The sequence below is a fragment of the Paenibacillus sp. FSL H8-0280 genome, from assembly GCF_045040665.1.
Classification (GTDB): Bacteria; Bacillota; Bacilli; order Paenibacillales; family Paenibacillaceae; genus Paenibacillus; species Paenibacillus xylanexedens_A.
The window spans coordinates 2,069,786-2,093,964 of record NZ_CP150296.1 but is presented as its reverse complement, the minus strand read 5'-3'; the positions used below and the strand labels follow the sequence as shown (position 1 = coordinate 2,093,964).

The 24,179-nt window shown below is 48.3% G+C and carries 21 protein-coding genes; 8 read left to right on the top strand and 13 right to left on the bottom strand.

All coding sequences use genetic code 11. The features are described 5' to 3' along the window. Window positions 1–13: 13 nt before the first annotated feature. A complete protein-coding gene (gene icd, locus MHI12_RS09495; protein WP_036609828.1) occupies window positions 14–1,306 on the bottom strand; it encodes an NADP-dependent isocitrate dehydrogenase in 1,293 nt (430 codons plus the stop codon). Between the two features lie 147 nt (window positions 1,307–1,453). Beyond that, on the bottom strand, window positions 1,454–2,566 hold the full coding sequence (citZ, locus tag MHI12_RS09490; protein ID WP_017689488.1) for a citrate synthase: 1,113 nt from the start codon (window positions 2,564–2,566) through the stop codon (window positions 1,454–1,456). Between the two features lie 531 nt (window positions 2,567–3,097). On the opposite strand from citZ, the gene ytvI reads away from it, so the two are divergent. Continuing rightward, on the top strand, window positions 3,098–4,216 hold the full coding sequence (gene ytvI, locus MHI12_RS09485; RefSeq protein ID WP_405172226.1) for a sporulation integral membrane protein YtvI: 1,119 nt from the start codon (window positions 3,098–3,100) through the stop codon (window positions 4,214–4,216). 101 nt (window positions 4,217–4,317) lie between these two features. Here ytvI and MHI12_RS09480 read toward each other — a convergent pair whose 3' ends face one another. From MHI12_RS09480 to MHI12_RS09445, 8 genes are all read right to left on the bottom strand, one after another. Next, entirely contained in the window at window positions 4,318–4,716 is a 399-nt protein-coding gene (locus MHI12_RS09480) for an FxsA family protein (protein ID WP_036609835.1), read from the bottom strand. A gap of 7 nt (window positions 4,717–4,723) precedes the next feature. Beyond that, complete coding sequence (locus MHI12_RS09475) at window positions 4,724–5,260, bottom strand: acyl-CoA thioesterase (protein ID WP_405172225.1); 537 nt, start codon at window positions 5,258–5,260, stop codon at window positions 4,724–4,726. Window positions 5,261–5,361: 101 nt separating this feature from the next. After that, a complete protein-coding gene (gene pyk / locus MHI12_RS09470) occupies window positions 5,362–6,789 on the bottom strand; it encodes a pyruvate kinase (protein ID WP_017689492.1) in 1,428 nt (475 codons plus the stop codon). Window positions 6,790–6,894: 105 nt separating this feature from the next. Further along, the gene (locus MHI12_RS09465) at window positions 6,895–7,926 is read right to left on the bottom strand and encodes an acetyl-CoA carboxylase carboxyltransferase subunit alpha (RefSeq protein ID WP_315936561.1); all 1,032 of its coding nucleotides are present in this window, start codon (window positions 7,924–7,926) and stop codon (window positions 6,895–6,897) included. After that, complete coding sequence (gene accD, locus MHI12_RS09460; protein ID WP_339240998.1) at window positions 7,927–8,820, bottom strand: acetyl-CoA carboxylase, carboxyltransferase subunit beta; 894 nt, start codon at window positions 8,818–8,820, stop codon at window positions 7,927–7,929. 404 nt (window positions 8,821–9,224) lie between these two features. After that, the gene (locus tag MHI12_RS09455; RefSeq protein ID WP_017689496.1) at window positions 9,225–9,413 is read right to left on the bottom strand and encodes a hypothetical protein; all 189 of its coding nucleotides are present in this window, start codon (window positions 9,411–9,413) and stop codon (window positions 9,225–9,227) included. 282 nt (window positions 9,414–9,695) lie between these two features. Beyond that, window positions 9,696–10,187 carry a phosphatidylglycerophosphatase A gene (locus tag MHI12_RS09450; protein WP_036609851.1) on the bottom strand — a complete coding sequence of 164 codons (492 nt, stop codon included), beginning with the start codon at window positions 10,185–10,187 and terminating at the stop codon, window positions 9,696–9,698. Window positions 10,188–10,482: 295 nt separating this feature from the next. Further along, window positions 10,483–14,613: a DNA polymerase III subunit alpha gene (locus MHI12_RS09445; RefSeq protein WP_405172224.1), complete on the bottom strand. Its 4,131-nt coding sequence runs from the start codon at window positions 14,611–14,613 to the stop codon at window positions 10,483–10,485. Window positions 14,614–14,879: 266 nt separating this feature from the next. Between MHI12_RS09445 and MHI12_RS09440 the strand changes: the two genes are divergently transcribed. The 3 genes from MHI12_RS09440 to MHI12_RS09430 all read left to right on the top strand — a co-directional run bounded on the left by MHI12_RS09440 (window position 14,880) and on the right by MHI12_RS09430 (window position 16,144). Then, window positions 14,880–15,209: a YtrH family sporulation protein gene (locus MHI12_RS09440; RefSeq protein WP_026081169.1), complete on the top strand. Its 330-nt coding sequence runs from the start codon at window positions 14,880–14,882 to the stop codon at window positions 15,207–15,209. Window positions 15,210–15,230: 21 nt separating this feature from the next. Next, window positions 15,231–15,719, top strand: coding sequence for a hypothetical protein (locus MHI12_RS09435; protein ID WP_036609856.1), 489 nt, complete (start codon window positions 15,231–15,233; stop codon window positions 15,717–15,719). 83 nt (window positions 15,720–15,802) lie between these two features. Next, window positions 15,803–16,144, top strand: coding sequence for a YtpI family protein (locus MHI12_RS09430; protein WP_338593339.1), 342 nt, complete (start codon window positions 15,803–15,805; stop codon window positions 16,142–16,144). A 144-nt stretch (window positions 16,145–16,288) separates the two neighbouring features. Here the strand turns inward: MHI12_RS09430 and MHI12_RS09425 are convergent, their stop codons facing one another. The 3 genes from MHI12_RS09425 to MHI12_RS09415 all read right to left on the bottom strand — a co-directional run bounded on the left by MHI12_RS09425 (window position 16,289) and on the right by MHI12_RS09415 (window position 18,784). Continuing rightward, on the bottom strand, window positions 16,289–17,623 hold the full coding sequence (locus MHI12_RS09425) for a DRTGG domain-containing protein (RefSeq protein ID WP_036609860.1): 1,335 nt from the start codon (window positions 17,621–17,623) through the stop codon (window positions 16,289–16,291). Between the two features lie 210 nt (window positions 17,624–17,833). Continuing rightward, a complete protein-coding gene (locus MHI12_RS09420; protein ID WP_085981456.1) occupies window positions 17,834–18,118 on the bottom strand; it encodes a hypothetical protein in 285 nt (94 codons plus the stop codon). A gap of 318 nt (window positions 18,119–18,436) precedes the next feature. Continuing rightward, window positions 18,437–18,784, bottom strand: a complete 348-nt coding sequence (locus tag MHI12_RS09415) for a YlbF family regulator (protein ID WP_036609862.1) — start codon at window positions 18,782–18,784, stop codon at window positions 18,437–18,439. Window positions 18,785–19,021: 237 nt separating this feature from the next. Here MHI12_RS09415 and MHI12_RS09410 point away from each other — a divergent pair, with 237 nt between their 5' ends. Genes MHI12_RS09410 through MHI12_RS09395 form a run of 4 tightly spaced genes read left to right on the top strand, consistent with a single transcriptional unit; the run spans window position 19,022 to window position 24,170 of the window. After that, a complete protein-coding gene (locus MHI12_RS09410; RefSeq protein ID WP_074094376.1) occupies window positions 19,022–20,389 on the top strand; it encodes a YheC/YheD family protein in 1,368 nt (455 codons plus the stop codon). Between the two features lie 50 nt (window positions 20,390–20,439). Then, the gene (locus MHI12_RS09405; RefSeq protein WP_405172223.1) at window positions 20,440–21,630 is read left to right on the top strand and encodes a YheC/YheD family protein; all 1,191 of its coding nucleotides are present in this window, start codon (window positions 20,440–20,442) and stop codon (window positions 21,628–21,630) included. A 60-nt stretch (window positions 21,631–21,690) separates the two neighbouring features. Continuing rightward, window positions 21,691–23,064, top strand: coding sequence for a YheC/YheD family protein (locus MHI12_RS09400; RefSeq protein ID WP_338593327.1), 1,374 nt, complete (start codon window positions 21,691–21,693; stop codon window positions 23,062–23,064). After that, a complete protein-coding gene (locus MHI12_RS09395) occupies window positions 23,064–24,170 on the top strand; it encodes a YheC/YheD family protein (protein ID WP_341006636.1) in 1,107 nt (368 codons plus the stop codon). The genes MHI12_RS09400 and MHI12_RS09395 overlap by 1 nt, the downstream gene beginning before the upstream one ends. Window positions 24,171–24,179 lie beyond the last annotated feature (9 nt).

Sequence of the window (24,179 nt, the reverse complement as noted above, 5' to 3'; positions counted from 1 at the left end):
TTCACATCTCCCCTTACAGGTTTTTAATGATTTGATCCGCGAATTCAGAACATTTCACTTCAGTAGCGCCGTCCATCAGACGTGCAAAGTCATACGTTACTGTTTTATTGTTAATGGATGTTTCCATACCTTTGTAGATCAGGTTAGCTGCTTCTTGCCATCCCAAGTGCTCAAGCAACATTACTCCGGACAGAATAACGGAACCAGGGTTCACGACATCTTTGTCCGCGTATTTAGGTGCAGTACCGTGAGTTGCTTCGAAGATAGCATGTCCTGTTACGTAGTTGATGTTCGCTCCAGGAGCGATACCAATTCCGCCAACTTGCGCTGCAAGTGCATCGGACAGATAGTCACCGTTCAGGTTCAATGTTGCGATAACATCAAATTCGCCTGGACGAGTCAATACTTGTTGCAGAGCGATATCGGCAATCGCATCTTTTACGATGATTTTACCAGCATCTTCAGCAGCTTTTTGTGCTGCATTCGCTGCATCTGTACCTTCGTTTTCTTTGATGATGTCGTATTGTGCCCATGTGAATACTTTGTCAGCGAACTCTTCTTCAGCCACTTCATATCCCCAGTTTTTGAAGGCACCTTCTGTGAATTTCATGATATTACCTTTGTGTACCAGTGTAACCGTCTTACGGTTATGGTCAATTGCATACTGCACTGCTGCACGTACCAGACGTTTCGAACCTTCGGAAGAAACTGGTTTGATACCAATACCGGAAGTCTCAGGGAAACGGATTTTGTTAGCACCCATCTCCTGTTGAAGGAACTGGATCACTTTTTTCACTTCTTCAGAACCTTCAGCATACTCGATTCCTGCATAGATATCTTCCGTATTCTCACGGAAAATGACCATGTCTACCAACTCAGGACGTTTAACCGGAGAAGGTACACCGTCGAAATAACGAACAGGACGCAAGCATGTGTACAGGTCAAGCTCTTGACGCAGGGCTACGTTCAGGGAACGAATACCGCCACCGATTGGCGTAGTCAATGGTCCTTTGATCGCTACGATATACTCACGAATGGCTTCCAGTGTATCATTCGGCAACCACTCACCGTATGTATCGAATGCTTTTTGTCCAGCAAACACTTCATACCATGCGATTTTTTTGTTGCCATCATAAGCTTTTTCAACAGCTGCATCCAATACACGTTTGGAAGCTTTCCAGATATCACGGCCTGTACCGTCACCTTCGATAAATGGAATGATTGGATTACTAGGTACTTGAAGTGTACCGTTATCAATTTGGATTTTTTCGCCTTCAGTTGGGTGAGCAAATTTTTCTAATTTCATAGTTAAAATTCCTCCTAAGTTTCGTATATGCAGTATTCATCATACCACTAGTCTTGTTGAGAGAAGGGTCCTGAGAGCTTAAGCCAGTAAAGCCTCTGCTTTCCAACCCTTCACCTCGTCCATATTATTATACTGTTTTTGTGGCTATTAGCGAAGTTCAATAGAAACGTATTTCTGTTCTGTAGGGCCAGTGTACTCCGCACGTGGACGAATGATGCGATTGTCCGCAAGCTGTTCCAAAATATGTGCTGTCCATCCAGACACCCGGCTGATGGCAAAGATCGGAGTGAACAATTCCTGTTCGATCTCCAGTTGGGTGTATACAGAAGCAGAATAGAAGTCTACGTTAGGCTTCAGTCCTTTTTGTCCTGTTACCAGTTCCTCGATCTTCACAGACATATCATACAAACGCGTATCATTGTTCATCTCGCCAAGTTCCTTGGACATCTTCTGTAGATGTTTGGCGCGTGGATCACCGTTTTTGTACACACGATGTCCAAAGCCCATGATCTTTTCACGATTATTCAGTTTTTCCTGAATTGCCGCTTCAAGACGATCAGGCGTACCAATCTCATTCAACATTTTCATAACGGCTTCATTAGCACCGCCATGCAGTGGTCCCTTCAGTGCGCCAATGGCGGAAGTTACACCGGAATAGATATCCGACAGCGTAGCAACCGTTACACGGGCTGCAAATGTCGACGCGTTTAACTCATGATCCGCATGCAGGACAAGGGCTTGATCCAATGCTTTCACTGCGGTCTCGGATGGTTCTTCACCAGTCATCATATATAAAAAGTTCTCTGCGATGGAAGCGCCTTCTTTTGGAGCCACAGGTTCTTTGCCCTGACGGATACGGGCGATGGCTGCCACAATCGTTGGCAACTGTGCTTGCAACTTAACCGCTTTGTTCTCATTCGCTTCCGTTGTCATCTCATCTGCTTGCTCGTCGTACAGTGCAAGTGCAGAGACAGCGGAACGAAGTGCTGCCATGGTACTGACGTTTTTCGGATACAATTGGATTTGTGCAATCAACTCGCTCGGAATCGGCGCGTAATCGCTCAGGCTTTTACGAAGGGATTTCAGTTCATCCGTTGTTGGCAATTTACCAAACCACAACAAATAGGCAACTTCTTCAAAGCTGGCATGTTCAGCCAAATCGTCGATATCGTAACCACGGTATGTGAGCACACCGTCTACAATAGAACTGATCGAAGAGGTTGTCGCAACGATGCCTTCCAGACCTTTGGTAGCTGTCATATTACATCTCTCCTTTAATAAGCGAAATCAGGAACCATTCCAGAGTGTCATATAAGTGCCAAAATGCACCTATTCTCTTTTTGTAAACATTTTCATTTTAAAATTAACAAATATTTCAAACTAAGGTTTTCCTATCTGTCAATCGGTATTTACTTATAACATCATACTGGATTTTGTCGTTTATGTGAACATGATGAGAGTTCATTCGCACATCAAACTTCTTTATCGGTCCGATAAAGCATTTTTGAAAGCCTTTACAAAAACAAGGTTGACATTTAATGTTTTTTAACCAATCCTGTCGTATGAAGAACTTTCTATTGCTATATTCTGTAATACTAAGGCATACTCTAGGCAAAAGAAAGAATCCCCATACATCTTGTTCAAAAATCCGCTTTTGAACAAGATCTGATAACATCCGGGCGTTTCAAAACCTTGTAAATGCTCTATATTAATTAAGATAGCCATCTATTTTTAATACTGCTTCATGGATCATACATAGGTCGGCTTAATTGAACTAAGGAGAGTTGATGCTTGGATAGAATAATAATGAAACGCCTGCTCCGTGGCTTATGGGTTATCATTTCGGCTGTTCTGATCGCCGTTGCCATATACTTGCTGTTCCCGCTTTTGTACCCTTTTGCGATTGCGTGGATTATCGCCTATGCCATGAATCCATTAGTGAAACTGCTTCAGCATAGAGCACGATTCCCGCGCTGGCTGGCTGTGACTCTTTCATTAATCCTTTATTTTGGAGCCATTGCGGTGGTGCTGTCTGCAGCGATTACCCGCATGGTAAAAGAAGTCATTTCACTTACGACAAGTTTTGATCTTCATGTTGATGAGATCAAGGACACTTTTGTGCGCTGGACCCAGAATGACACCATTCAAAGTTTGACTGCGCAGATCAATGAATTTTACAAGGAAAATCCCAACTACCAGGAAACTATCAACAGCAATATTAGTAAAACAACTGAAACGGTGGGTACGGCCGTCACAGATCTGGTCACCGGATTTTTCAACATGATTCTGAGTCTGCTGACTTCCCTTCCGAACATGGGCGCGGTATTAATCGTTGTTCTGTTGTCTACATTCTTCATTAGCAAAAGCTGGACCAGGCACAACATCACCGTATCGGGATGGGTACCCTCTTCCATTCGCAAGCCGATATCCGACATCTGGACTGACCTTAAGAAGGCACTGTTCGGATACGCAAGAGCACAATTGATCATGATCTCGATTACAGCACTATTCGTCATGATTGGACTGCTTATATTGCAAGTCAATTCAGCCTTCACCATCGCTCTGATGATTGGTTTGGTCGATCTGCTTCCTTATCTGGGTGTTGGCCTTATCATGGTGCCTTGGGCAGCGTACCTCTTTATGAATGGGGATCTGTATCTGGGCATTGGGATTAGTATTATCTATCTGATCTTATTGATCGCCCGTCAGATTATTGAACCGAAGGTACTTGCAAGCAGTGTAGGGCTCGACCCACTCGCCACGCTGGTTGGCATGTTTGTGGGTTTGAAGTTGTTCGGTGTTCTGGGCTTGATTATTGGCCCTGTCAGTCTCGTGATTCTCGATGCGTTCAATCGGGCTAACGTATTACGAGACCTCAGAACGTATATCATCAACGGCCGTGTCCGATGAGGCATCATCTTATGAGCGCCCAGGAAAATAGAAAAAGGCTTCGATCAACAGAAATCATCTGCTGAGCGGAGCCTTTTCCATTATGCATGACAACTGGTGTTTCATTTCGGACGACGATAAAACGTAATTTTGCCACTTTTCATTTTTTTCTCCAGCCATCCCAGGAAGAACAGACGGTACACTGGACGTGTTAATGGAAATACCAGTGTAAAGCCGATCAGATCCGTCACAAAACCTGGAATCAAAAGCAAGAAACCACCGACAAAAATAAAAAGACCATCGACCATTTTTCTTCCTGGTACCTTGCCACGCTCCATCTCGGATTTGGCGTCCACAAGTACTTTTCGCCCTTCAAACTGCAACATTGCTATACCAATCAAGGACGTGAGAATCATGAGAAGCAATGTCTTTCCGGCTCCGATCCAGTCACTCATCAGAATAAAACCAAATAATTCAATCACCGGAATGATTAAGAGTAAAGCCCACATCCATTTTCGCATTGACGTATTACCCCTTTCCCGAAAGCCACACCTTTTCAAGCGCGCTGTATAACTCAGAGGCTGCCTTATCCAGCCGAACTGGCTTCCAGTCCCCATTCACCCATACATGCTGGGTAGAACCTGTAACTAGCCGTTCACCGGGGAGTGATTCATCAGTTGACCATACCCGTTCTCCAATCGCCATATGCTCATCAGGTTCTTCAGACATGCGTCTTACGTCATACTCATAATTCAGTCGCAGACCACTAAATGCAGCAATACGGGTGAAAATGATAATCTCATCATCATATCGGGCAGGCTTGTGATACTTCACATCCAGTCCGGTTACGGGAAGCAGTAACCCCTGTTCCTCCATTTTACGATATGTATACCCCATTTGGCGAATCATCTCAGTTCGACCGATTTCAAACCAATTCAAATAGTTCGCATGGTAGACCACGCCCATCTGGTCACTTTCTTGATAGCGTACACGAAGACGTGCCGCATACCAGTTACCATTGCTCTGTTCTCGCACGTGATCGGCCTCCTTCGTTCTATCATTCATACGTGTTACATCGTTGTAAAGTGTCAATAAGATGGAAAAAAAGCAACGGGACAATAAAGCCCCATTGCTTCTTTCCTGTTGCTTCTCCATCCAAGACGCTATTAAGCGTTGTTTGGAATTTGGCTTACTTTAATCAGGTTGGTAGAACCGGAACGACCCAAAGGTACACCTGCTGTGATCACAACCAGGTCTCCTTCTTTAACAAGTCCGGATTTTACGCCGCCTTCAATTGCATTTTCGAACAAAGCATCCGTGGAATCAACCAGTCTTCCTTTGACAGGAGTTACACCCCAAGCCAGAGCCAAACGACGGGAAGTTCTATCTTCCGTTGTCACAGCGATGATTGGAGATTCTGGACGATACTTGGAAATCATGCGTGCAGTATGTCCTGATTCAGTCGAAGTAATGATCGCTTTTGCGTTCAAATCTTGAGCTTGAAGAGCAACCGATTGGCTGATTGCTTCTGTAACTGTTGTTTGTTGAGCAACACGTTGTTTCAGGTACAACTCTTGGTAAGGCAGAGCAGATTCTGCTTTTTCAGCAATACGGGACATGGTCAGAACAGATTCAACTGGGTATTTACCCGCAGCTGTCTCACCGGACAACATGATTGCGTCCGTACCGTCGAAGATCGCATTCGCCACGTCACTTGCTTCCGCACGTGTTGGACGCGGGTTACGCTGCATGGAATCCAGCATTTGTGTAGCTGTGATAACCGGTTTACCTGCAACGTTACATTTTTGGATCATGCGTTTTTGTACCAATGGTACTTCTTCCGCAGGAATCTCAACACCCAGGTCTCCACGAGCAACCATCAGGCCGTCAGACACTTCAAGGATTTCATCGAGGTTATCGACACCTTGTTGGTTTTCGATTTTGGAGATGATTTGGATATGTCCAGCATTGTGTTTTTCAAGCAATTCACGAATCTCAAGTACGTCACTTGCTTTACGTACAAAAGAAGCCGCGATGAAATCGACACCTTGTTCGATACCAAATACGATATCGTTAGCGTCTTTTTCGGTGATACCCGGCAGAGAAATGGCAACGCCCGGAACGTTAACACCTTTTTTGCTTTTGATCGATCCGCCGTTAACGATACGGCATTTGATCTCGGTGCCTTGCACTTCCACCACAGTCAGTCCGATCAGACCGTCGTCGATCAGAATTGTAGATCCCGGTTCAACATCATTCGGAAGATCTGTATACGTAATGGAAAGACGTTCTTTGGTGCCCAGAATTTCTTCTGTTGTCAAAGTGATGTACTCGTCTTGAACCAATTCGATTGGTTCAACTTCGAGTTTACCTGTCCGAATTTCCGGTCCTTTGGTGTCCAGCAGGATCGCTACTGTTTTGTTCAACTCTTCGCATGCTTGGCGAATCGCAATGATCCGTCCGCCGTGCTCATCGAAATCACCGTGGGAGAAGTTCAGACGGGCCACATTCATACCGGCCATAATCAATTTTTTGGTGTTCTCCAGAGATTCACTGGATGGACCAATGGTACATACAATTTTCGTTTTGCGCATTTTGGGTTTCCTCCGATTTTAAAGGTATTACTCTTTATCTATTTTTCTTTTTCCAACTATTAAATTTACTATACTTTTGCTCATTTGTATAGGAAATTCGTCACATTATTCAGCATTTCCCGACAAATTACTCGCAACATCGACTTCTACAAGCTCTTGAGGGGCTTCAATGGATGCTTGAGGTTCAAACGTGACCGATCCAATTTTACGGAATTTCTCATAACGATCTTGCTTCAGCTGATCCCCGCTCCAACCCTTCATCTCGTCGAGATGACGGACCAAAGCTTCACTGATGAAAGCAGCAGACGCTTCATAATCCCGGTGAGCACCGCCGCGTGGCTCAGGGACAATCTCTTCAATGACTTCCATCTCCAACAGGTCTTTGGCTGTTATTTTCATTGCTTCAGCCGCCTGATCTGCCTTGGATGCATCCTTCCAGAGAATCGAAGCAGCGCCGTTCGGAGAGATTGCAGAATAGATCGCATGTTCCAGCATCAACACACGATTACCCACAGCCATAGCGAGGGCACCGCCGCTTCCACCTTCGCCGATGACCACAACAATAACAGGAACCGATAGCTTCGCCATTTCCATCAGGTTGCGAGCAATCGCTTCCGATTGACCTCTCTCTTCTGCAGTATTACCCGGATACGCCCCTTTAGTATCAATAAACGTAATAATAGGACGGCCAAATTTGTTCGCTTGTTTCATCAGACGAAGTCCTTTTCGGAAACCTTCTGGATGAGCGCTGCCGAAAAAGCGGGCGATATTATCCTTCGTGTCTTTCCCCCGCTGTTGTCCGATTACCGTTACTGTCTTTCCATTCAACTTGGCAAGTCCGCCAACAACCGCAAGATCGTCTCCGAACATGCGATCACCATGCAGCTCAATGAAGTCTGTAAAGATCAGCTGGATCAGGTCCAGCGCTGTTGGGCGCTGCTGATGACGCGCCAGATGCATCTTCTGAGCTGCCGTTATGCCAGTGTAGATCTCTTCTTCAAGTCTATGGTAACGTTCTTCCAGGCGGGCAATCTCGTCCGTGAAGTCGATGCCTTTTTCCTGTCCAAACTGTACGAGTTCATCAATCTTTTTGCGCATCTCAACCAGAGGCGCTTCATATGGCAACTCACCCGCCATTTAGACCCCTCCTTTTTCACTATGCATATCCAAAAGCTTGCCAAGAGTGGCCCGAAGTTCTTTCCGGTGCACAACCATGTCCAACTGACCATGCTGCATATTAAATTCAGCCGTCTGGAAATCATCAGGTAACTTCTGACGGATCGTCTGTTCGATAACGATTCTGCCGGCAAAACCAAATACAGCGCCAGGTTCGGCAATATTAATATCGCCCAGACTCGCAAAACTTGCCGAGACTCCACCTGTCGTTGGGTCCGTAATGACCGAAATGTACAGCCCGCCCTGTTCATCCAAACGGGATAAAGCTGCGCTTGTTTTGGCCATTTGCATGAGGCTGAGAATACTCTCCTGCATCCGGGCACCACCTGATGTGGAGAAAATAATCATTGGCAAGCGCTTCTCTGTTGCATGCTCAATGGCACGGGTAATTTTCTCCCCTACAACAGAACCCATGCTGCCTGTGAAGAAATCAAAGCTCATGACAGCCACAACTACAGGCAGGCCCTCAATGGTTCCTTCCCCTGTAATTACCGCTTCCTTAAGGCCCGATTTCAGACGTTGTTGCTCCAATTTGTTGCTATATCCAGGAAAGCCAAGTGGATCAACCGATATCATATCAGCGTCAAACTCAACAAATCCTTGATCATCAAGTACCATAGCAATGCGTTCCATAGCGTTAAGACGCATATGGTAACCGCAGGCAGGACATACTTTCAGATTTTTCTCCAATTCCTTGCTATATTGAATGGTGCCGCATTTGCTGCACTTGTTCATAAGCCCTTCAGGTATTTCACGTTTTGGGCGTTCTAGGACTTCCTGGCCTTCGCCGGGAAGTGCACGCTCGGAAGGTATGGTAGCGTACTTCCGTTTCTTCTGGAATATATCTTTGAACACAACTACACCTCTCCAGCCGTTGATTTGATGGCCGCAACCTGCAGAGCGCTGCTTGTGGCAGCTTCATCCGCGTGCTACGGTAAACCGCTTACGACCCACACGCTGCCATGGGCCTTGTCCAGCATTCACAACAAAAAAATCCGCCGGTACAGGGCAAGGATCAGCGGCTTCTGTCAGCACGATTGATGTTACCTGCAAAACCGAAAGATTGTTGCGCCGATGTTTGAATCTATCTTGGTAGGGTCTCCGGGAGCAACCAGATCGGTCCTTGTCCTAACAAAAAAAGAAGGAAGGACAGCAGCATACAATACATGCAAGTCGATTCCTCTCTCCGCTTACGCGATTAGTCCCTTATGTACCGATGGTACTTCTTCATCTGCCAAGGCACGTCGATGTCGAACGAATCAGGAATGCAGAATGGAATTCAGCACTTCCTGAACCTCTTCCAATTCCCCAGAAGGGACGCGAATCTCAAATTGCTGCTTGGATAAACTGATGGGACGGGTCTGTACCAGAAAACCTTCTTCCGAAAGCTTGGTCTTGATCTTGTCCGCAACCTTTGCTGTCGGCGCAATGTAAATCACCGTCCACATGCCTTGTCCGCCCCCTAAGCTAATGTTCAGAGCCCGTATATTGGACTAATGATAACATACCTCACTTTTTTTCTGCAAGAAAGGGTTCGGGACCTTTGGGGAGAATTCGGGATCATGAGGGACGTTTGTCCCCCACGAATAACTCATATGGTTGACGAAATCTTCTTGTTGATACCCATCGATAAGCAGCATCAAGCCTATCAGGGCAGCCTTGGCCGCCCTTGATGACTTCATACGAGCCATTGGAGTGACAACAGCATATAAGCATGGAAATACAGGGGGTTACAGGTCTGAGGGGTATTTTTTGGCTTTAATATTTTTGTGTGCAATCCGGGCAGATGCGGCAGCCGCCACCCCTGCGACCAGATCATCCAAAAAGACATGAATGGCTGTTGTGTGTTCGTTCAAATCATGAATTACACCTATTTTTTCTTTATCCAGATAACCAAAGCTGGTTAAGCCGATCATACCATACACATGAGTAATGCCGAGGGCCAGAGTCTCGTCCACTCCATACAGGGATTCATCCGCTTCCATAATAGCCTGTAACGGTTGGGGCAAGAGTTTTTTCTCCGCAAGTTCGTCGAGAGCAATACCGGTATACAGCGTATATTGCACCTCTCGTTTCTGTAGAACGGATTTCACGCTGGTTACACAGTCGTCCAAGGTCAGTTCGGGGTGGTACCCTTTTTGCAGACGGTATACAATTGCTGCGATTGCATCAATCCGTACACCCCGCCGGGCCAGCATGGCTTCTACGATTTCATATGACATATCTCGACCTCCCGCATCAATCCCCCGAGGACCGCGAGGTCCTTCGGTGTTCTCAAGTGTATGCAGCAACCTGTTAAAATGTTCATAAAATGTGCGGATGGTTGAGACCAATTACACCATGGACATGTTGCAGGATTGTACATTCAGGCTCCGGCGGCCCTAACAAGTCTGCAATTCGTTTGTTTAAACCCTGTCGTCAGGAAACCGCGCTGAAATAATCACAAAAAACCTGTTCAGCATTGAGCCAAACAGGTTTCATAATATGGATAAGTGCTATCACTTACGGGACAGCCTCTTATTTAATTTTGACCGTGCCTTCACCCAGCATTTTCTCCATCTCGGAGAACAAGGTTGGTGATGGCTTAATCCGGTAGGTATCACTCAGCGCAAGCAACTTCTGCTGCTGCTCATAGAAGAGCACTGTCGCCACAGGTCCGGGATGCTCCTGAAGCAGCTGCTTCAAACGTGCCAGAAGCTCAGGCTTCTCCGCATGCGGGGCAATCTTCACGAACACCCGCTGCTCCACGGCCCGCGGTTCGCGGCTCTGCGCCGGGCTGCCAGCCGCCTCAGCGGCACCGCCAGGCCGGGAAGCCGCCGCCGTGGCTGCGCCCGTACCCGCCGCATCGCTGCGCGTCGCTGCCGAGCCTTGGCTCCCGCTGCTACGCGCACCGGAAGCATCCCCGCCTGCGCTGCTGCGCTGCGCTTCGGCTCCTGCGCCCGCTGGCCGCCGCGGCGAAGCCGCCTGCGCCGGGCGCGAAGAGCTGCCGCTGCCGGGCTTGCCGCGCCGGTCACGGCTGCGCAGCTGCTGCTCCAGTGCCGCCGGTGACAACGGCACCACTTCCTCAGCCAGCAGCTTAAACCCTTCGTCCTGCTGCTGTACTTTGGCACGCACGACGAGCAGTTCACCTTTCCCGACATGTTGCTGGCTACGCCGCCATACCTCGGGAAAGAGAACCACTTCACAGCGTTCGATCTGGTCTTCCAGCTCCATGAACGCCATAGCCTTGCCCTGTTTCGTCGTAATCGACTTCACAGACACAACCATACCCGCGGCGACAGTCATCGTGTCATCAGCCGCCTCGGTCAATTCCATGATCCGGTCAGCCCCACTCGATTCCAGCACATCTTCATAGTCATCCAACGGATGCCCGGAGAGATACAAACCTAACAACTCACGCTCTAACTCCAGTTGCTGCCCTGAGGAATAAGGAGGAATTTCCGGGTATTCAATCTCCCAGTTTGGCGTCTCAACAAAGTCGAACAATTGAATCTGCAGATCCTCACGTTCCTTGCGCCATTTCAACGCCGCCTCAACAGTCTCATCCAGCATCGCCAGCAATTGGGCCCGGTGTCCAGGTAATGTGTCAAAAGCTCCAGCCTGGATCAGCGATTCAATCACACGTTTGTTGCATACACGCAGATCCACACGACGACAAAAATCGAGCAAACTGTCGAACGGTCTCTCCTGCCTTACGATCATAATGCTTTCCATTGCCTGGGTACCGACATTTTTCACAGCGGCCAGACCAAATCGTATTGCACCCGTTAATTTTTCCTCGGCCGGATTATCATTAGACACTGCAACGTTCTTCTCCACAGAGGACAGTTCCCCATGCTCCGCGCGCGAGGAAGACGCCTCTTGTCCCTCGTCATTACCATTTTCCATTGAAGAAGCCGTCACCAATCCCGGTTCCTTCCGGTTGTCGGATGCCTCAGGCATGGATGTCGCTGCCTGCCACTCATATCCGCCACTGTCCTCTTCCGGTTCAGGACCGGGATCATCCGGCAGAGGTGCTTCACCATATTCTGCTTGTCCCGAATGCCCATGAACGTGATCTTCCCTCAAGGAACTCCCGTTACTGTTCGTGGCATGTTCTTCGGCAAGGCTTCCGGCGTCACTCTCTGCATCTGCTCCCGCATTCTGCTGCGATACCTTGCTCTGATCCCCAGTTCCTGCGCTGCCGGACGGCACAAATACAGGTGTAAATAGAATACCGCTCTCATTTACATCCGGCGGAAGCACCTCCATGTCCATACGCCGACATTCCACCACGTACTCTGCCACTTTCCGATGACTACCCATTACGGCTGTTAACATGGATGCCATAAAATGAACCGGATAATGCGCCTTCAGATACGCCGTCTGGAACGCAAGCACACCATATGCCGCGGCATGAGCACGCGGGAAGCCATAGTTGGCAAACTTGACGATCATATCATAGACCAGGTCTGCCTCTTCTTCGCTATATCCTTGTTTCAGACTGCCTTGTACAAAGTGTCCACGCTCCAGATCCAGCACTTCCCGTTTCTTCTTGGAGACCGCTCTGCGGAGCAAATCTGCCTCACCCAGCGAGAAACCCGCCATCCGGGAGGCTATCTGCATGATCTGTTCCTGATACACGATGATCCCGTACGTATCTTTCAGGATAGGCTCCAGATCCACATGGGGGTAATCCACTTCAATCTGTCCATGCTTGCCCTGAATGTATTTGGATATGAACTCCATCGGACCCGGACGGTACAAGGCAAGTACCGAGATTACATCTTCAAAACTACTTGGCTTCATCTCTTTTAGCACACGGCGTACCCCGGCAGATTCCAGTTGGAATATGCCCATCGTGTCCCCTTTCCCAAGCATCTCGTACGTTAACGGATCATCATCGGGAATAAGGCGGAAATCCGGAATTTCTCCATGTTCCCCAATCCAGCGTACACACCGCTCAATGATTGAGAGGGTACGCAAACCAAGAAAGTCCATCTTAAGCAGCCCAATAGACTCCAGGTTTTCCATGGAATACTGGGTTAACGCTGTTCCTTCACTGCCCTCCTGAAGTGGCACCGCATCAGTCAGCGGGTCACGGGAGATGACCACTCCCGCCGCATGTGTTGAAGCATGACGTGGCATACCTTCGACCTTCATCGCCATATCCAGCAGTTCACGCGTTTTGGGTTTGGTTTCATACAGCGCCTTCAGCTCAGGTGTAGCTTCCATGGCTCGCTCGATGTTAATGCCGAGCTGTGCCGGAATCAGCTTTGCAGCCTTGTCCACTTCGCCATAAGGCACATTCAGTGCCCGTCCAACATCACGCACGGCTGCACGGGCAGCCATCGTTCCAAACGTAATAATCTGGGCAACATGGGCTTTGCCATATTTATGCGCGACATAATCAATGACCTCATCCCGCCGCTCATCGCTGAAGTCAATATCTATATCCGGCATGGAGATCCGCTCGGGATTCAGGAATCGTTCGAAGAGCAGATTATATTTCATCGGGTCAACATCGGTAATGTGCAACGTGTACGCTACCAAACTACCTGCCGAGGAGCCCCGGCCCGGTCCAGTAACAATGCCTTGTTTATGCGCATAGGCGATAAAATCCCAAACAATCAGGAAATAATCCGAGAACCCCATGCTGTCGATTACACCGAGTTCATACGCCAGTCGTTGTTCAAGTTCAGCTCGAAGCTCCGCGTCTGTCCAACGTGTGGACTGCGCGTAACGCTCCTCCATTCCTTCTTCGCACAGCTGACGCAGATACGCCGAAGGACTGAGTCCATCGGGAAGCGGTCTATATTCCGGCAAAATCGATTTGCCGAATTCCAGCTTCAACTCACAGGAATCCGCAATGCGGACGGTGTTTGCCAGAGCTTCCGGTACATGCGGAAACAAACGAGCCATCTCTTCTTCACTTTTCAGATAGAGCTGATTCGTTCCAATTCGGAGCCGATTCTCATCATCCACGGTCTTGCCGGTTCCAATACAGATCAGTACGTCCTGAAGCTCCGCGTCCTCTTCCGACAGGTAATGCGCATCATTGGTCACTACAAGTGGAATCTCAAGCTCAGCCGCCAGTTTGATCAACTGCGGATTTACCCTTTTTTGCTCGGAAAGCCCATGATCCTGAAGTTCCAGATAGAAGTCGGCACCAAAGATATGTTTGTAGCGTAACGCCGCACGTCTTGCCTCTTCTTCTCTCCCATGCAGCAGATGCTGTGGTACTTCACCACCCAGACACGCACTTAGACAAATAATGCCCTCGTGATGGGCAGCCAGACTTTCCATATCTACACGGGGTTTGTAATGAAAGCCCTCGAGATGTCCAATCGAGCACAATTTCATCAGATTACGGTAACCCGTCATATTTTTGGCTAACAAAATCAAATGATGAATCGGTTGATCCTTGCGGCTTCCCCGCTCTTTACGGGACCCTGCTGTCATGTATGCCTCGCAACCTATAATCGGCTTGATGCCTCGCTCCATACATGCTTTATAAAAAGGAATTGCACCATACATCACGCCATGGTCGGTCAGCGCAAGTGTCGTCATTCCGAGATCTGCAGCCTTATTCACGAGATCCGGAATACGCGCAGCGCCGTCCAGCAAACTGTATTCGCTGTGAACGTGCAAATGCACAAAAGAACTCATGTTTTTTTCTTCCTTTCGCCGCAGATAGTCGCAGCATCGATCTTCTGATCCCACTGCTACCCTATCTATCTCATATATATGAATTAAATAAATAAAAAATGGAATCCCCATATTAGAATTTGTAACAACCTCTTAAAAGGAGACTTTATTATTCTATTTTATCATAACGTTCGGGGGCACGCCCATACAATAGAAGTACAAGCCGCTCCCCCTGTGACAGACCGAAGACAGGAGGTGTGCTGCTAGGTCTGAAAGGGGTGTTGCCAGTGAGCACATTTTTGTCCAAAGCCATTCTTGATTTCTTTATTGCGTTTGGAATCGTGCTGGGCGGCGCGATGATCGGAGGTATTGGAGCAGTGATCTCTCTTCAGCCTCCAACACAGACGATGCTCGATATTTCTGGAAAAATAAAGATATGGGCACTCGCTGCCGCTGTCGGCGGCACAATAGACCCCATGCGTGTCATCGAGAGCAATTTCCTGGATGGTAACTTGTCTCCGGCGGTCAAACAAATACTGTATCTGATCTCTGCTTTTATGGGCGCACATATGGGAACGGAACTCGTGAAATGGGTGTGCGGCGGAGGCCGGAGCTAATATGAGACAGGAACAGCGTTCATGAGAGTTCCGCCATTTTCTCGTTACCGCCCGCTGATGCGAATGACCGCTGTGTTTGTTCTGGGAATGATCGCTGGATGTGTCGTCTACAACGGTGTATTTCACCTGAGTTACAATGCGTTGTGGCTGAACAATCAGGAGCTGCAGCTTCAGCTGCATCAGAATGAGGAGGATATCAAAACGCTGAAAAAATACAGTAAACGCCAAACCGTTATCAAGGAAATCAAGGTCCGTGCAGAAGAATCGGATAAGGGGCCAGACGAGGCTTCTCTGAAAGTGATGTTACAGAAGCTCGGAGACGAACTTGAGGTACTTCGGGGCAGAGATGTATTCAACATCGATGAGTATAGCAAAATGACGCGAATCATGCTGAATCAGAAAGTGTACTCAGTCAGGGAAAAGGAGTACACCGTTCAGGTCAAAACGATGCTGGTTATGGAAGGGGTACTGCAAGTTTGGGTACAGATTCGCATGCACGTTCCTGCGTAACAGCAAAAAAACTGCCCTTGTCTGCATCTCTGCATGGTACAATAAGGGCAGTAAATGCTTTCCAGAAAAGGAGCTGCGTCTTTGTGTTCATTGATGTACTCAAATATGCTCTAATTGCCATCTTTGCTGTTGCCATGGTTTTTGCAGCGTTGAACAGTATTCGTTCACACAGAAGCTCGGATGCTGCCAGCGCCGGTCTGTACCGTTCGTGGACAAATATCTGGATGGGTGGCATGCTTGTTGTTCTTGCCCTGATCCTGATGTTTGTATTCACGGGTTCCACTTTATCTGTGATTGTGGAAGCGCTATTTCTGATTATGGGTGCGTACAATGTATTTGCGGGAATACGTAATCGCAGTTATTATGCACGGCTTCAACAACGGTCCAATAATGGATCAGGTAAAACCTCTGGACAATCTGCATGATTCGTTGAAGTGTTATTGTTGTGTCTGCAAAAAGAGAGTACTTCCCTTCATTAAGCGAAGCCAGAACCGCGCGACAGCGCAACCCTGCAGAGCTTCTCGATCAGGGAGTACTCTCTTTGTCTATGCCCGAGGCAACGTACCCTGCTAGGCATGGTCAATCGACTGCAATGTCATTACCGCTTTGCATACCACACTGCCTTCACGGGTAACCACAATGTCCATTTTGCACGTTCGACGGCTGGTTTCCAGAATTAACGGTCGAACCAGGATCTGATCCTCAATCTGTACCGGTCGAACAAAATAAGTTGTTACATTATCCACCACATGGTCGTTCCCTGTAACATCCCACGCTGCCCGCCGGCCAGCCTGTGTCATCACATTCAACAGAACACCTTCGGAGATCGTACCCAGATCCGTTGCCATCTGAGGAATGATGAATCCGTGAAATAACAATTCGTTCTGTTCACCGCGCTCCTCGGCAAATCCGTTCCAGATCAGATGATCAAACGTCTCTCCCAGTTGTGGCTGCTTCTGTGCATCCCGCATAGCCTGAAGCACTTCCTTGCGTGTGACGGACGCAATCAGTTTGCGGTTCCGATCCACGATTGGCAGAAAATCGATGCCTTCCCAGGTCATAATCTGGGCAGCAGAAGCAAGAGATGTCTGCAATGAGGCCGTAATCGGGCGGCGTATCACACATTTCTCAATACTTTGATCTTCTTTCAGCTCACTGACATCCTTCAGACTCACAATCCCGATGACCCGGTTCCATTCATCCACGACTGGAAAGCGATGTTCACCCGTCTCTGAAACCAACATATGAAAATCTGCGGCTGAACTGGTCACCTTCAATACCTGCAAGCGAGGTTTCTGACCAATAATATCCTCAACAAGCATAATTTTTTTCTTAATCAGCCGGTCGAAGATCGCACGGTTAATCATTGAAGCTACCGTGAATGTATCATGTCTGGATGAAATAATCGGTAGCCCAAGCTCGTCAGCCATAATTCTTACTTCACGACTTGTCCCAAAACCACCCGTAATCAACACGCCCGCTCCCTGTTCGAGGGCAAGCGAGTGAGCATCTTCACGGTTACCCACAATCAGCAGACTCCCAGCGTCAATATAACGGGCCATTGCCTGTTCCTTCATCGCACCAATCACATACTTGTGCAGCGGTTTGGCGAGACCTTCGTTCCCCCCCAGCACATGGCCTTCCACAATGGTCACAACATCAGCAAAGGTCAACTGTTCCGACATGCCCCGAGGTCTCTTCTCAATCCGTACCGTTCCAATTCGTTCCTTGGTCACGACCAGTCCGAAGTTCTCCGCCTCTTTCACCGCACGATACGCTGTCCCTTCACTTACACCCAGCTCCCGCGCGAGTCCACGTACTGATATTTTGCTGCCAACCTTCAGTTGTTCAATATGTTGAAGTAACTGTTCATGCTTCGTTACGTTCTCTTCTTGTCCGTCCAACTGTACCACCCCCGAAGATGCATCTGTACTATACTGTATCTATTATAACACGGCTTTAGGAAAATAACCCCACCCCTACCCATTCTCGTAGGCAAGTTCGCCGTCTGAATTTAATCATCCGATTAACCGCTAATTCTGTATGTACCAAAAAAGACCGGACCCTTTGTATCAAAGGATTCCGGTCTTCCATGTTGGATCTCATTGTGTACCTTATACAGACTCGCTCCGCTCCTGCTTGTCCAGCAGTTTCATCTCCCACTGCCGCAGCTTCGCCCGGCGAACGGCTTCCAGTGCACGTTTCTTCTCTTCATCAACACCGAGAATAAAATGTAGATGTGCACCAACGATTAATAAGGAGAACAGCACCCATACGATGCCAAAAATATTAACCCAGTCCATTCCTCCAGCAAAGGAAATCCGCGGCAGTGCAATGACCAGCATCGACAACGCAATAAGCAGATAGATCACATGTTTTGCTTTTTTCAACCTCTTCACCATTCACAGCTCCTTCGTTCTTGATCGACTCTATATGTCTAGTCTATGAACGATAAAGAGCTAATATGAAAGGTTCAGGTAAAAAACAAGACAACCTTTTAGTACGTGTTCAAAAAGATCAGTTTTCAGTACCGAGAAGATGGAATGAAGCTAGAAATGGAGTAGCGGAGCGTAGGAGAACTACGTGAGCAACCACAATGTTTCCGAAGGAAACAACCTTCGTAAGCCCCCGCTTATTTCGGCTGAATTTCATATTCGATGCTGATGATGCCGCTAGGCATCCTTCGTAATCAAAAGTGGACTTTTTGAACTACCTTTTTACGCTTCAGCGCCACCGTACAGATGACCCAGGCTATCAGCAATAATTTTATTCACGTCTTCAATGATAACACTGAGGCGACGCTCCGCATCAAACAAGCGACGGATGTTCAGATTCAAGCTCAGTACTTCAAACAGTTTCTCCATTTTCTCCATCTCATCCGGAGCTGGCATATCCCCGCTCATCATACGTTGTTGCAATTCCATTTGTTGATCACGGAAGTTATCCAGCATTGCTTTTGCATCCGGATCAGCTTCAATCAGCTTCATCGCGGAAGTAATCTCTTCCACCTCGCTGCTTTCTCTCAGTGCTTTGGCCAAATCATTGGCTTTGTCATAAATGTTCACTATTATTCCTCCTCAGATTGGTTTGTTCATCCGTGTTAATACACGCTTTTCTCTCCTGTCAAACAAGGGCGATCTGAAACAGGCCATCCATAACCTGCCTCAAAATCAAATGCATTTAATCCATATGGGTCAATCACCAAGGGTTATATGTCCTCATATGATGAAGCACATGCCATGTTCAGATGCCGTTCAACTTCGAGATCAGACATCAAGTTGCCGCCCGGAAGGAGATCCGTGATGTCCACTAAAAAAGTAACGATTCAGGTTACCGGCTCGGGCATCCTGCAGGACGACGTCATCATGCTGGGCGAAGGGGTGCTTAAGGCGCTTAAAATCCCTTCAGGAAGGCCGCTTCAGCTGCAATTTGGCTCTTTCCGCCGCGAAGTCACTGTTATTCCGGTACCAAGGTATGACGGGCTGCGCATCAATCAGACAGTTGCCAGCAAGACCGGTCTCGTTCCGCGTTCGGTCCTGAGGGTATCCTATCGTTCAGCCAGCCGTACGCTTCGCCTTGGACCCTACATCAGTGTACTGGTTAGCCAGGATTATCCCGATCAGCCCGATCGGCCCTTTGGCTCCATCACGATGTTCTGTCAAGAACTGGTGAACGCCTGCCGTAAGCAAGGCGCCTATGTATCCTTTTTCACACCGGAGGATATTGGAGCGGTAACGGGTTATATGAAAGGCTGGGTGTATGATGACGGCTGGAAAAAGACTGTTCTGCCTGTAGCAGACGTCGTCAATAACCGGCTAACGTCCCGCAAGCTTGAGAACAAACCTAGCGTACAGCATTTTATGAAAGAAGTAAAATCGCTCTACGGCACGCAAACCTTCAATGAAAAGTTTCTGGACAAAAACGAAGTGTTTGACGCACTCAAGTCCATTTCAACGCTTAAACGAGTTCTTCCCGAGTCTCATTTGCTCAAGACGTCCGCCATGCTCAAGACGATGTGCAACCGACATCCGGTTGTATTTCTGAAGCCCGTCCGCGGTTCTTTGGGCAAAGGGATCATCCGGGTCTCACGTCAGACGGACGGAAGCTTCCTGACTCTGGCGACTGGCGTCGGGGGTACCCGGAAACAAACGTATACTTCTCTGGATAAACTGTATGCCAGTATGTCTGGGAAAATGAAAACAACGCGTTATCAGATCCAACAAGGGCTGACTCTCATTGACAACAGTGGCAGACCCGTGGATTTCCGTGCGCTCGTGCAAAAGAACCGTACAGGTAAATGGAGTGTAACCTCCATCGTCGCCCGGATAGCGGGTGGGAGTCACTACGTATCCAATCTGGCACGAGGTGGAAGTCTCAGCACCGTCAAGGATGCTGTTGCCAAAACACAGTTGTCTGGATCAGCCAAAGCTTCCGCGTATGCAGGATTACACACCGCAGCACTGGATATCGCAAAAGGGATCGAGAGTGCCATCCCTGCTCATTTTGGTGAACTTGGTATTGATCTGGCTCTAGACACCACTGGGCGCGTATGGCTGCTCGAAGTCAACTCCAAACCATCCAAGAATGATAATACACCACTGAGTGAGAGCAAGATCCGCCCTTCCGTCAAAGCCATGCTTGAATACTCTACGTATCTGGCGGGTTTTTGAAAAGTTATTCCCTATTGAAAACAAATCTGATAGAGGAGAGGTGCAGCGTAATGTTTCCAACATCTCAGACCAAGACACTGGCCATTCTGGTACGTGCAACCGAAGGCTCACCTCCCTTTACGGATGAACTTTTCTGCCGTCGTCTCAGTTTGGGGAGCATGAAATACGCCCTTCAGATTATTGTGATCCCGATATCGAATGATGCAGTCCATCTCCCTCTTCAATGGGGATATGTCTATCATCAAGGGAAGTGGAATTCGGTACCTGTTCCTGCAGTCGATCTCATTATGGATCGTTGTCTTCGCCCTATCTCCAGGTACGTCAGACAACAGCTTAAGGAATGGATACCAACCAACGGCACAGATCAACACCGTTATTGGTCTTCTTCCCTTCCAGGAAAATGGGAGGTACATCGTGTGTTGTCCCGAAATCCTGAATTGAGGTCACAACTTGCTCCCACAACCCGGATAGGATCGCATATTCCTTGGGAAACATGGCTGGACCGTTGGCCCAAAGGACTGTTCTTCAAACCGGTATCCGGGACTCATGGCAAAAATACCTTTCGCCTGTCTCAGGGAGCGACTCCATCAACATGGGTCGTGGAGGGGCGTAACGAGGACAATGAACCCATTTTTCTTACATTCAACCATACCCAGGCTGTATCTTCCTGGCTAGCATTACATCAGGCTGAGCGTAAGATGATCGTGCAGCCATATCTGGAGCTTAGCCATCATGGAAGAGCATTCGACATACGGGCTCTAATGCAAAAGAATGGGCAAGGTCGCTGGACACTTACCGGATGTATGGTACGGGAAGGACCCGAAGGTTCACTCACGTCCAATCTTCACGGTGGGGGTAAAGCATATCCTGCCCACGCATATCTGCTCCAGCGATATGGAACGATCCGCACGGAAACTCTGCTGAAGAGCATCCGGCAGACTGCTACTCTTATCCCCACCCTGCTGGAAAGCCGTTTCGGCAGGTTAGCCGAATTGGGGCTTGATTTCGGAGCAGATGCAGAGGGCCAACTCTGGCTAATTGAAGTCAACTCCAAACCAGGCCGCACCTCATTCGCAGAAGCGGGCGACCGACGCATGCATACCCTGACTTATACTCGGCCGCTTGCCTATGCCCGTTATCTGTTGCAACAACATGTTCTCACGGACGTCTTTCGTCCAATGAAATTGCCGAATACATCCAGCAAAGCTGGCCTGAAACCCATCCCGATTCACGGCGGCTGAGGCCCGCAGCGCCCGCTTGCCATGGAGCCCAAGGATCTTTTCAGGATAGGAGGATAAATCATGAGTTTGACCTTTTGCAATCTGCATTTCACCAAGCAACCGGATAAAGTGGTTTATGTATCCAACGCTTTAATGAAGAGCCTCAACCTGTCCGGCAAAAAAACGGTGCACCTTCGCTTCGGGCGTGACCGGGTACCTGCAACGATCAAACCAATCAAAAAAGCAGGTAAACATCTGTATCTCGCTTCAGGTATCCGTAATATGATGAACGTTCCCAAACGGGGCAGTATTTATCTCCGGAATTTGCAAAATGATGAGGTCCAGTTAGGTCCACTGATCGGCGTACTCTCTGATGGGCCTGCGACGAGCACGAATCCATTCGGTTCCCGTACTGGTTTCATCAAACAGTTACTCCGTGAAGGTAGCCGAAAATCCTATATTTATGCCTTTACTCCCCGGGATATCAATTGGCAGAATGAGACGGTATCCGGTTTTTTTCTGAATGAGAACGGAAGCTTTACCCGCAGAACGGTACCTCTGCCCGATGTCGTCTACAACCGATTGCCGAGCAGACGCTCAGACTTCTCACCAGCCATCAACCAGCTGCGGGAACGATTTGTTCGCCGAAAAATTCCGTTCTTCAACTGGAGCTTCTTCAACAAATCGGATATCTATACGTTGCTGGAGAACGAGCCGGCAGCAGGACGGTATATTCCAGAATCAATTACCAATCCGTCCGTTGAACAGATGAAGGAAATGTTGGAACGCCATCAGTTCGTCTACTATAAGCCTACTGCAGGAAGTCTGGGGAACGGGATCTACCGCCTGACTTATTCGCCGAAACGCGGATATTTCGCACGTTATCGCAAAAAAGGCGGTAATGCACTCCTGCGTTTTGGTTCCTTCAACAGTCTGATGCGCATGCTTCAGGGTAGACATGGCAAACAGCTACGCGGATATGTAGTTCAGCAGGGAATACGTTTAATTGAGATTGATGAATGTCCAATTGATTTCCGTTTTCACATGCACAAAAACGGTAACAATCAATGGGTTGTTGTCGGGATTGGAGCCAAAAAGGCAGGACGTGGCAGCGTCACAACACACATCAAAAATGGCGGCTCCCTAATGACTCCTGAGCAGGCGCTCAGTCGCAACTTCGGCGATCGTGCGGGAGAAGTTCTTCAGCAGGCCAAATCCGTCGCTATTACACTGGCCCAGGCGATTGAAACCCAGCACCAGCATCTGATTGGTGAGATTGGCTTTGATCTGGGCATTGATCAGGAGGAACATGTATGGATGTTCGAAGCGAACGCCAAACCCGGGCGCTCCATTTTCCGTCACCCTTCACTCCGGGTGGAGGGCAAATCGTCGGTGGAGCACATCTTGGAACACTGCCTGTATTTGAGCAAGTTCCGGAAGAAGGAAGAGATTTGATGACCCTCCATGATGATTTCAAACCTGTCATTGCTGTTTTGACCATGCATGATAAACAGCGTATGTTCAGGGGAAATCATCAAAATTTTCAGGATATCTTACAGACAGGCGAGAGCATGGGATACGTGGTGTACATTGTAACTGTACGAGATCTGAACGTGAGTGGTCCCACCGTGAAAGGATATACGTACAACAAGGGGAGTGGAAAGTGGGTTTCACAACCTTTCCCCCTTCCCCATGTTCTGTACAATCGTATTCCCAACCGGGAAGACGAAGGAAAACCTTCCGTTCAGCGTAAAATTGACGAATGCATGCAATCAGGAATCGAACTGTATAACCCATTCTTTTTCAACAAATGGGATCTGTTCGAATGGCTCAAGAAATCCAAATCGACTCAGCAACTGATTCCTTATACTCGGCGGATGCGAAGTGCTTCTTCTCTGGGTGCCGTTCTACGGGCGTATCCCTATCTGTACCTTAAGCCCGAGAGTGGCAAAGCTGGCAAAGGAATCATGATGCTTAAATTCCAGGAAAAAGAACGGCTTCCCTATCGACTCAAAATACAAACCACACGTAGAAGCACGACCTATAAAGCATCTACACTCGCCAAGTTATGGGCACGAATTCGCAAAGAAACCGGACTTACGCCCTATATCATGCAACAAGGCATTGAACTGGCATCCTCTCGTAAACGCCCCTTCGATTTGCGTGTTCTTGTACAAAAGAACACCAAGGGCCAATGGAGCGTAACCGGTGTAGGAGCGAGACTTGCTGGCTCCCGCAGCATTACAACGCATGTGCCGCGCGGCGGGAGCGTAGAAGACCCTGAGAAGCTGCTGACCGATCTTTTTGGCGAAGAAATGTCAACAACCCTGATGAAACGAGTGAAATCCACTTCATTAATGATCGCAAGACAGGTCGAACGGGGATCAGGTTACACGCTCGGAGAAATGTCCATGGATCTGGGCATTGATGATCTGGGGGAACTCTGGTTCTTCGAAGCCAATGCAAAGCCCATGAAGTTTGATGAACCACAGATCAGACGGCGGTCATTGGAACGTATATTTCACTACAGCGCTTATCTTGCCCGTCAGTCTAAACGATGATAGACAGGA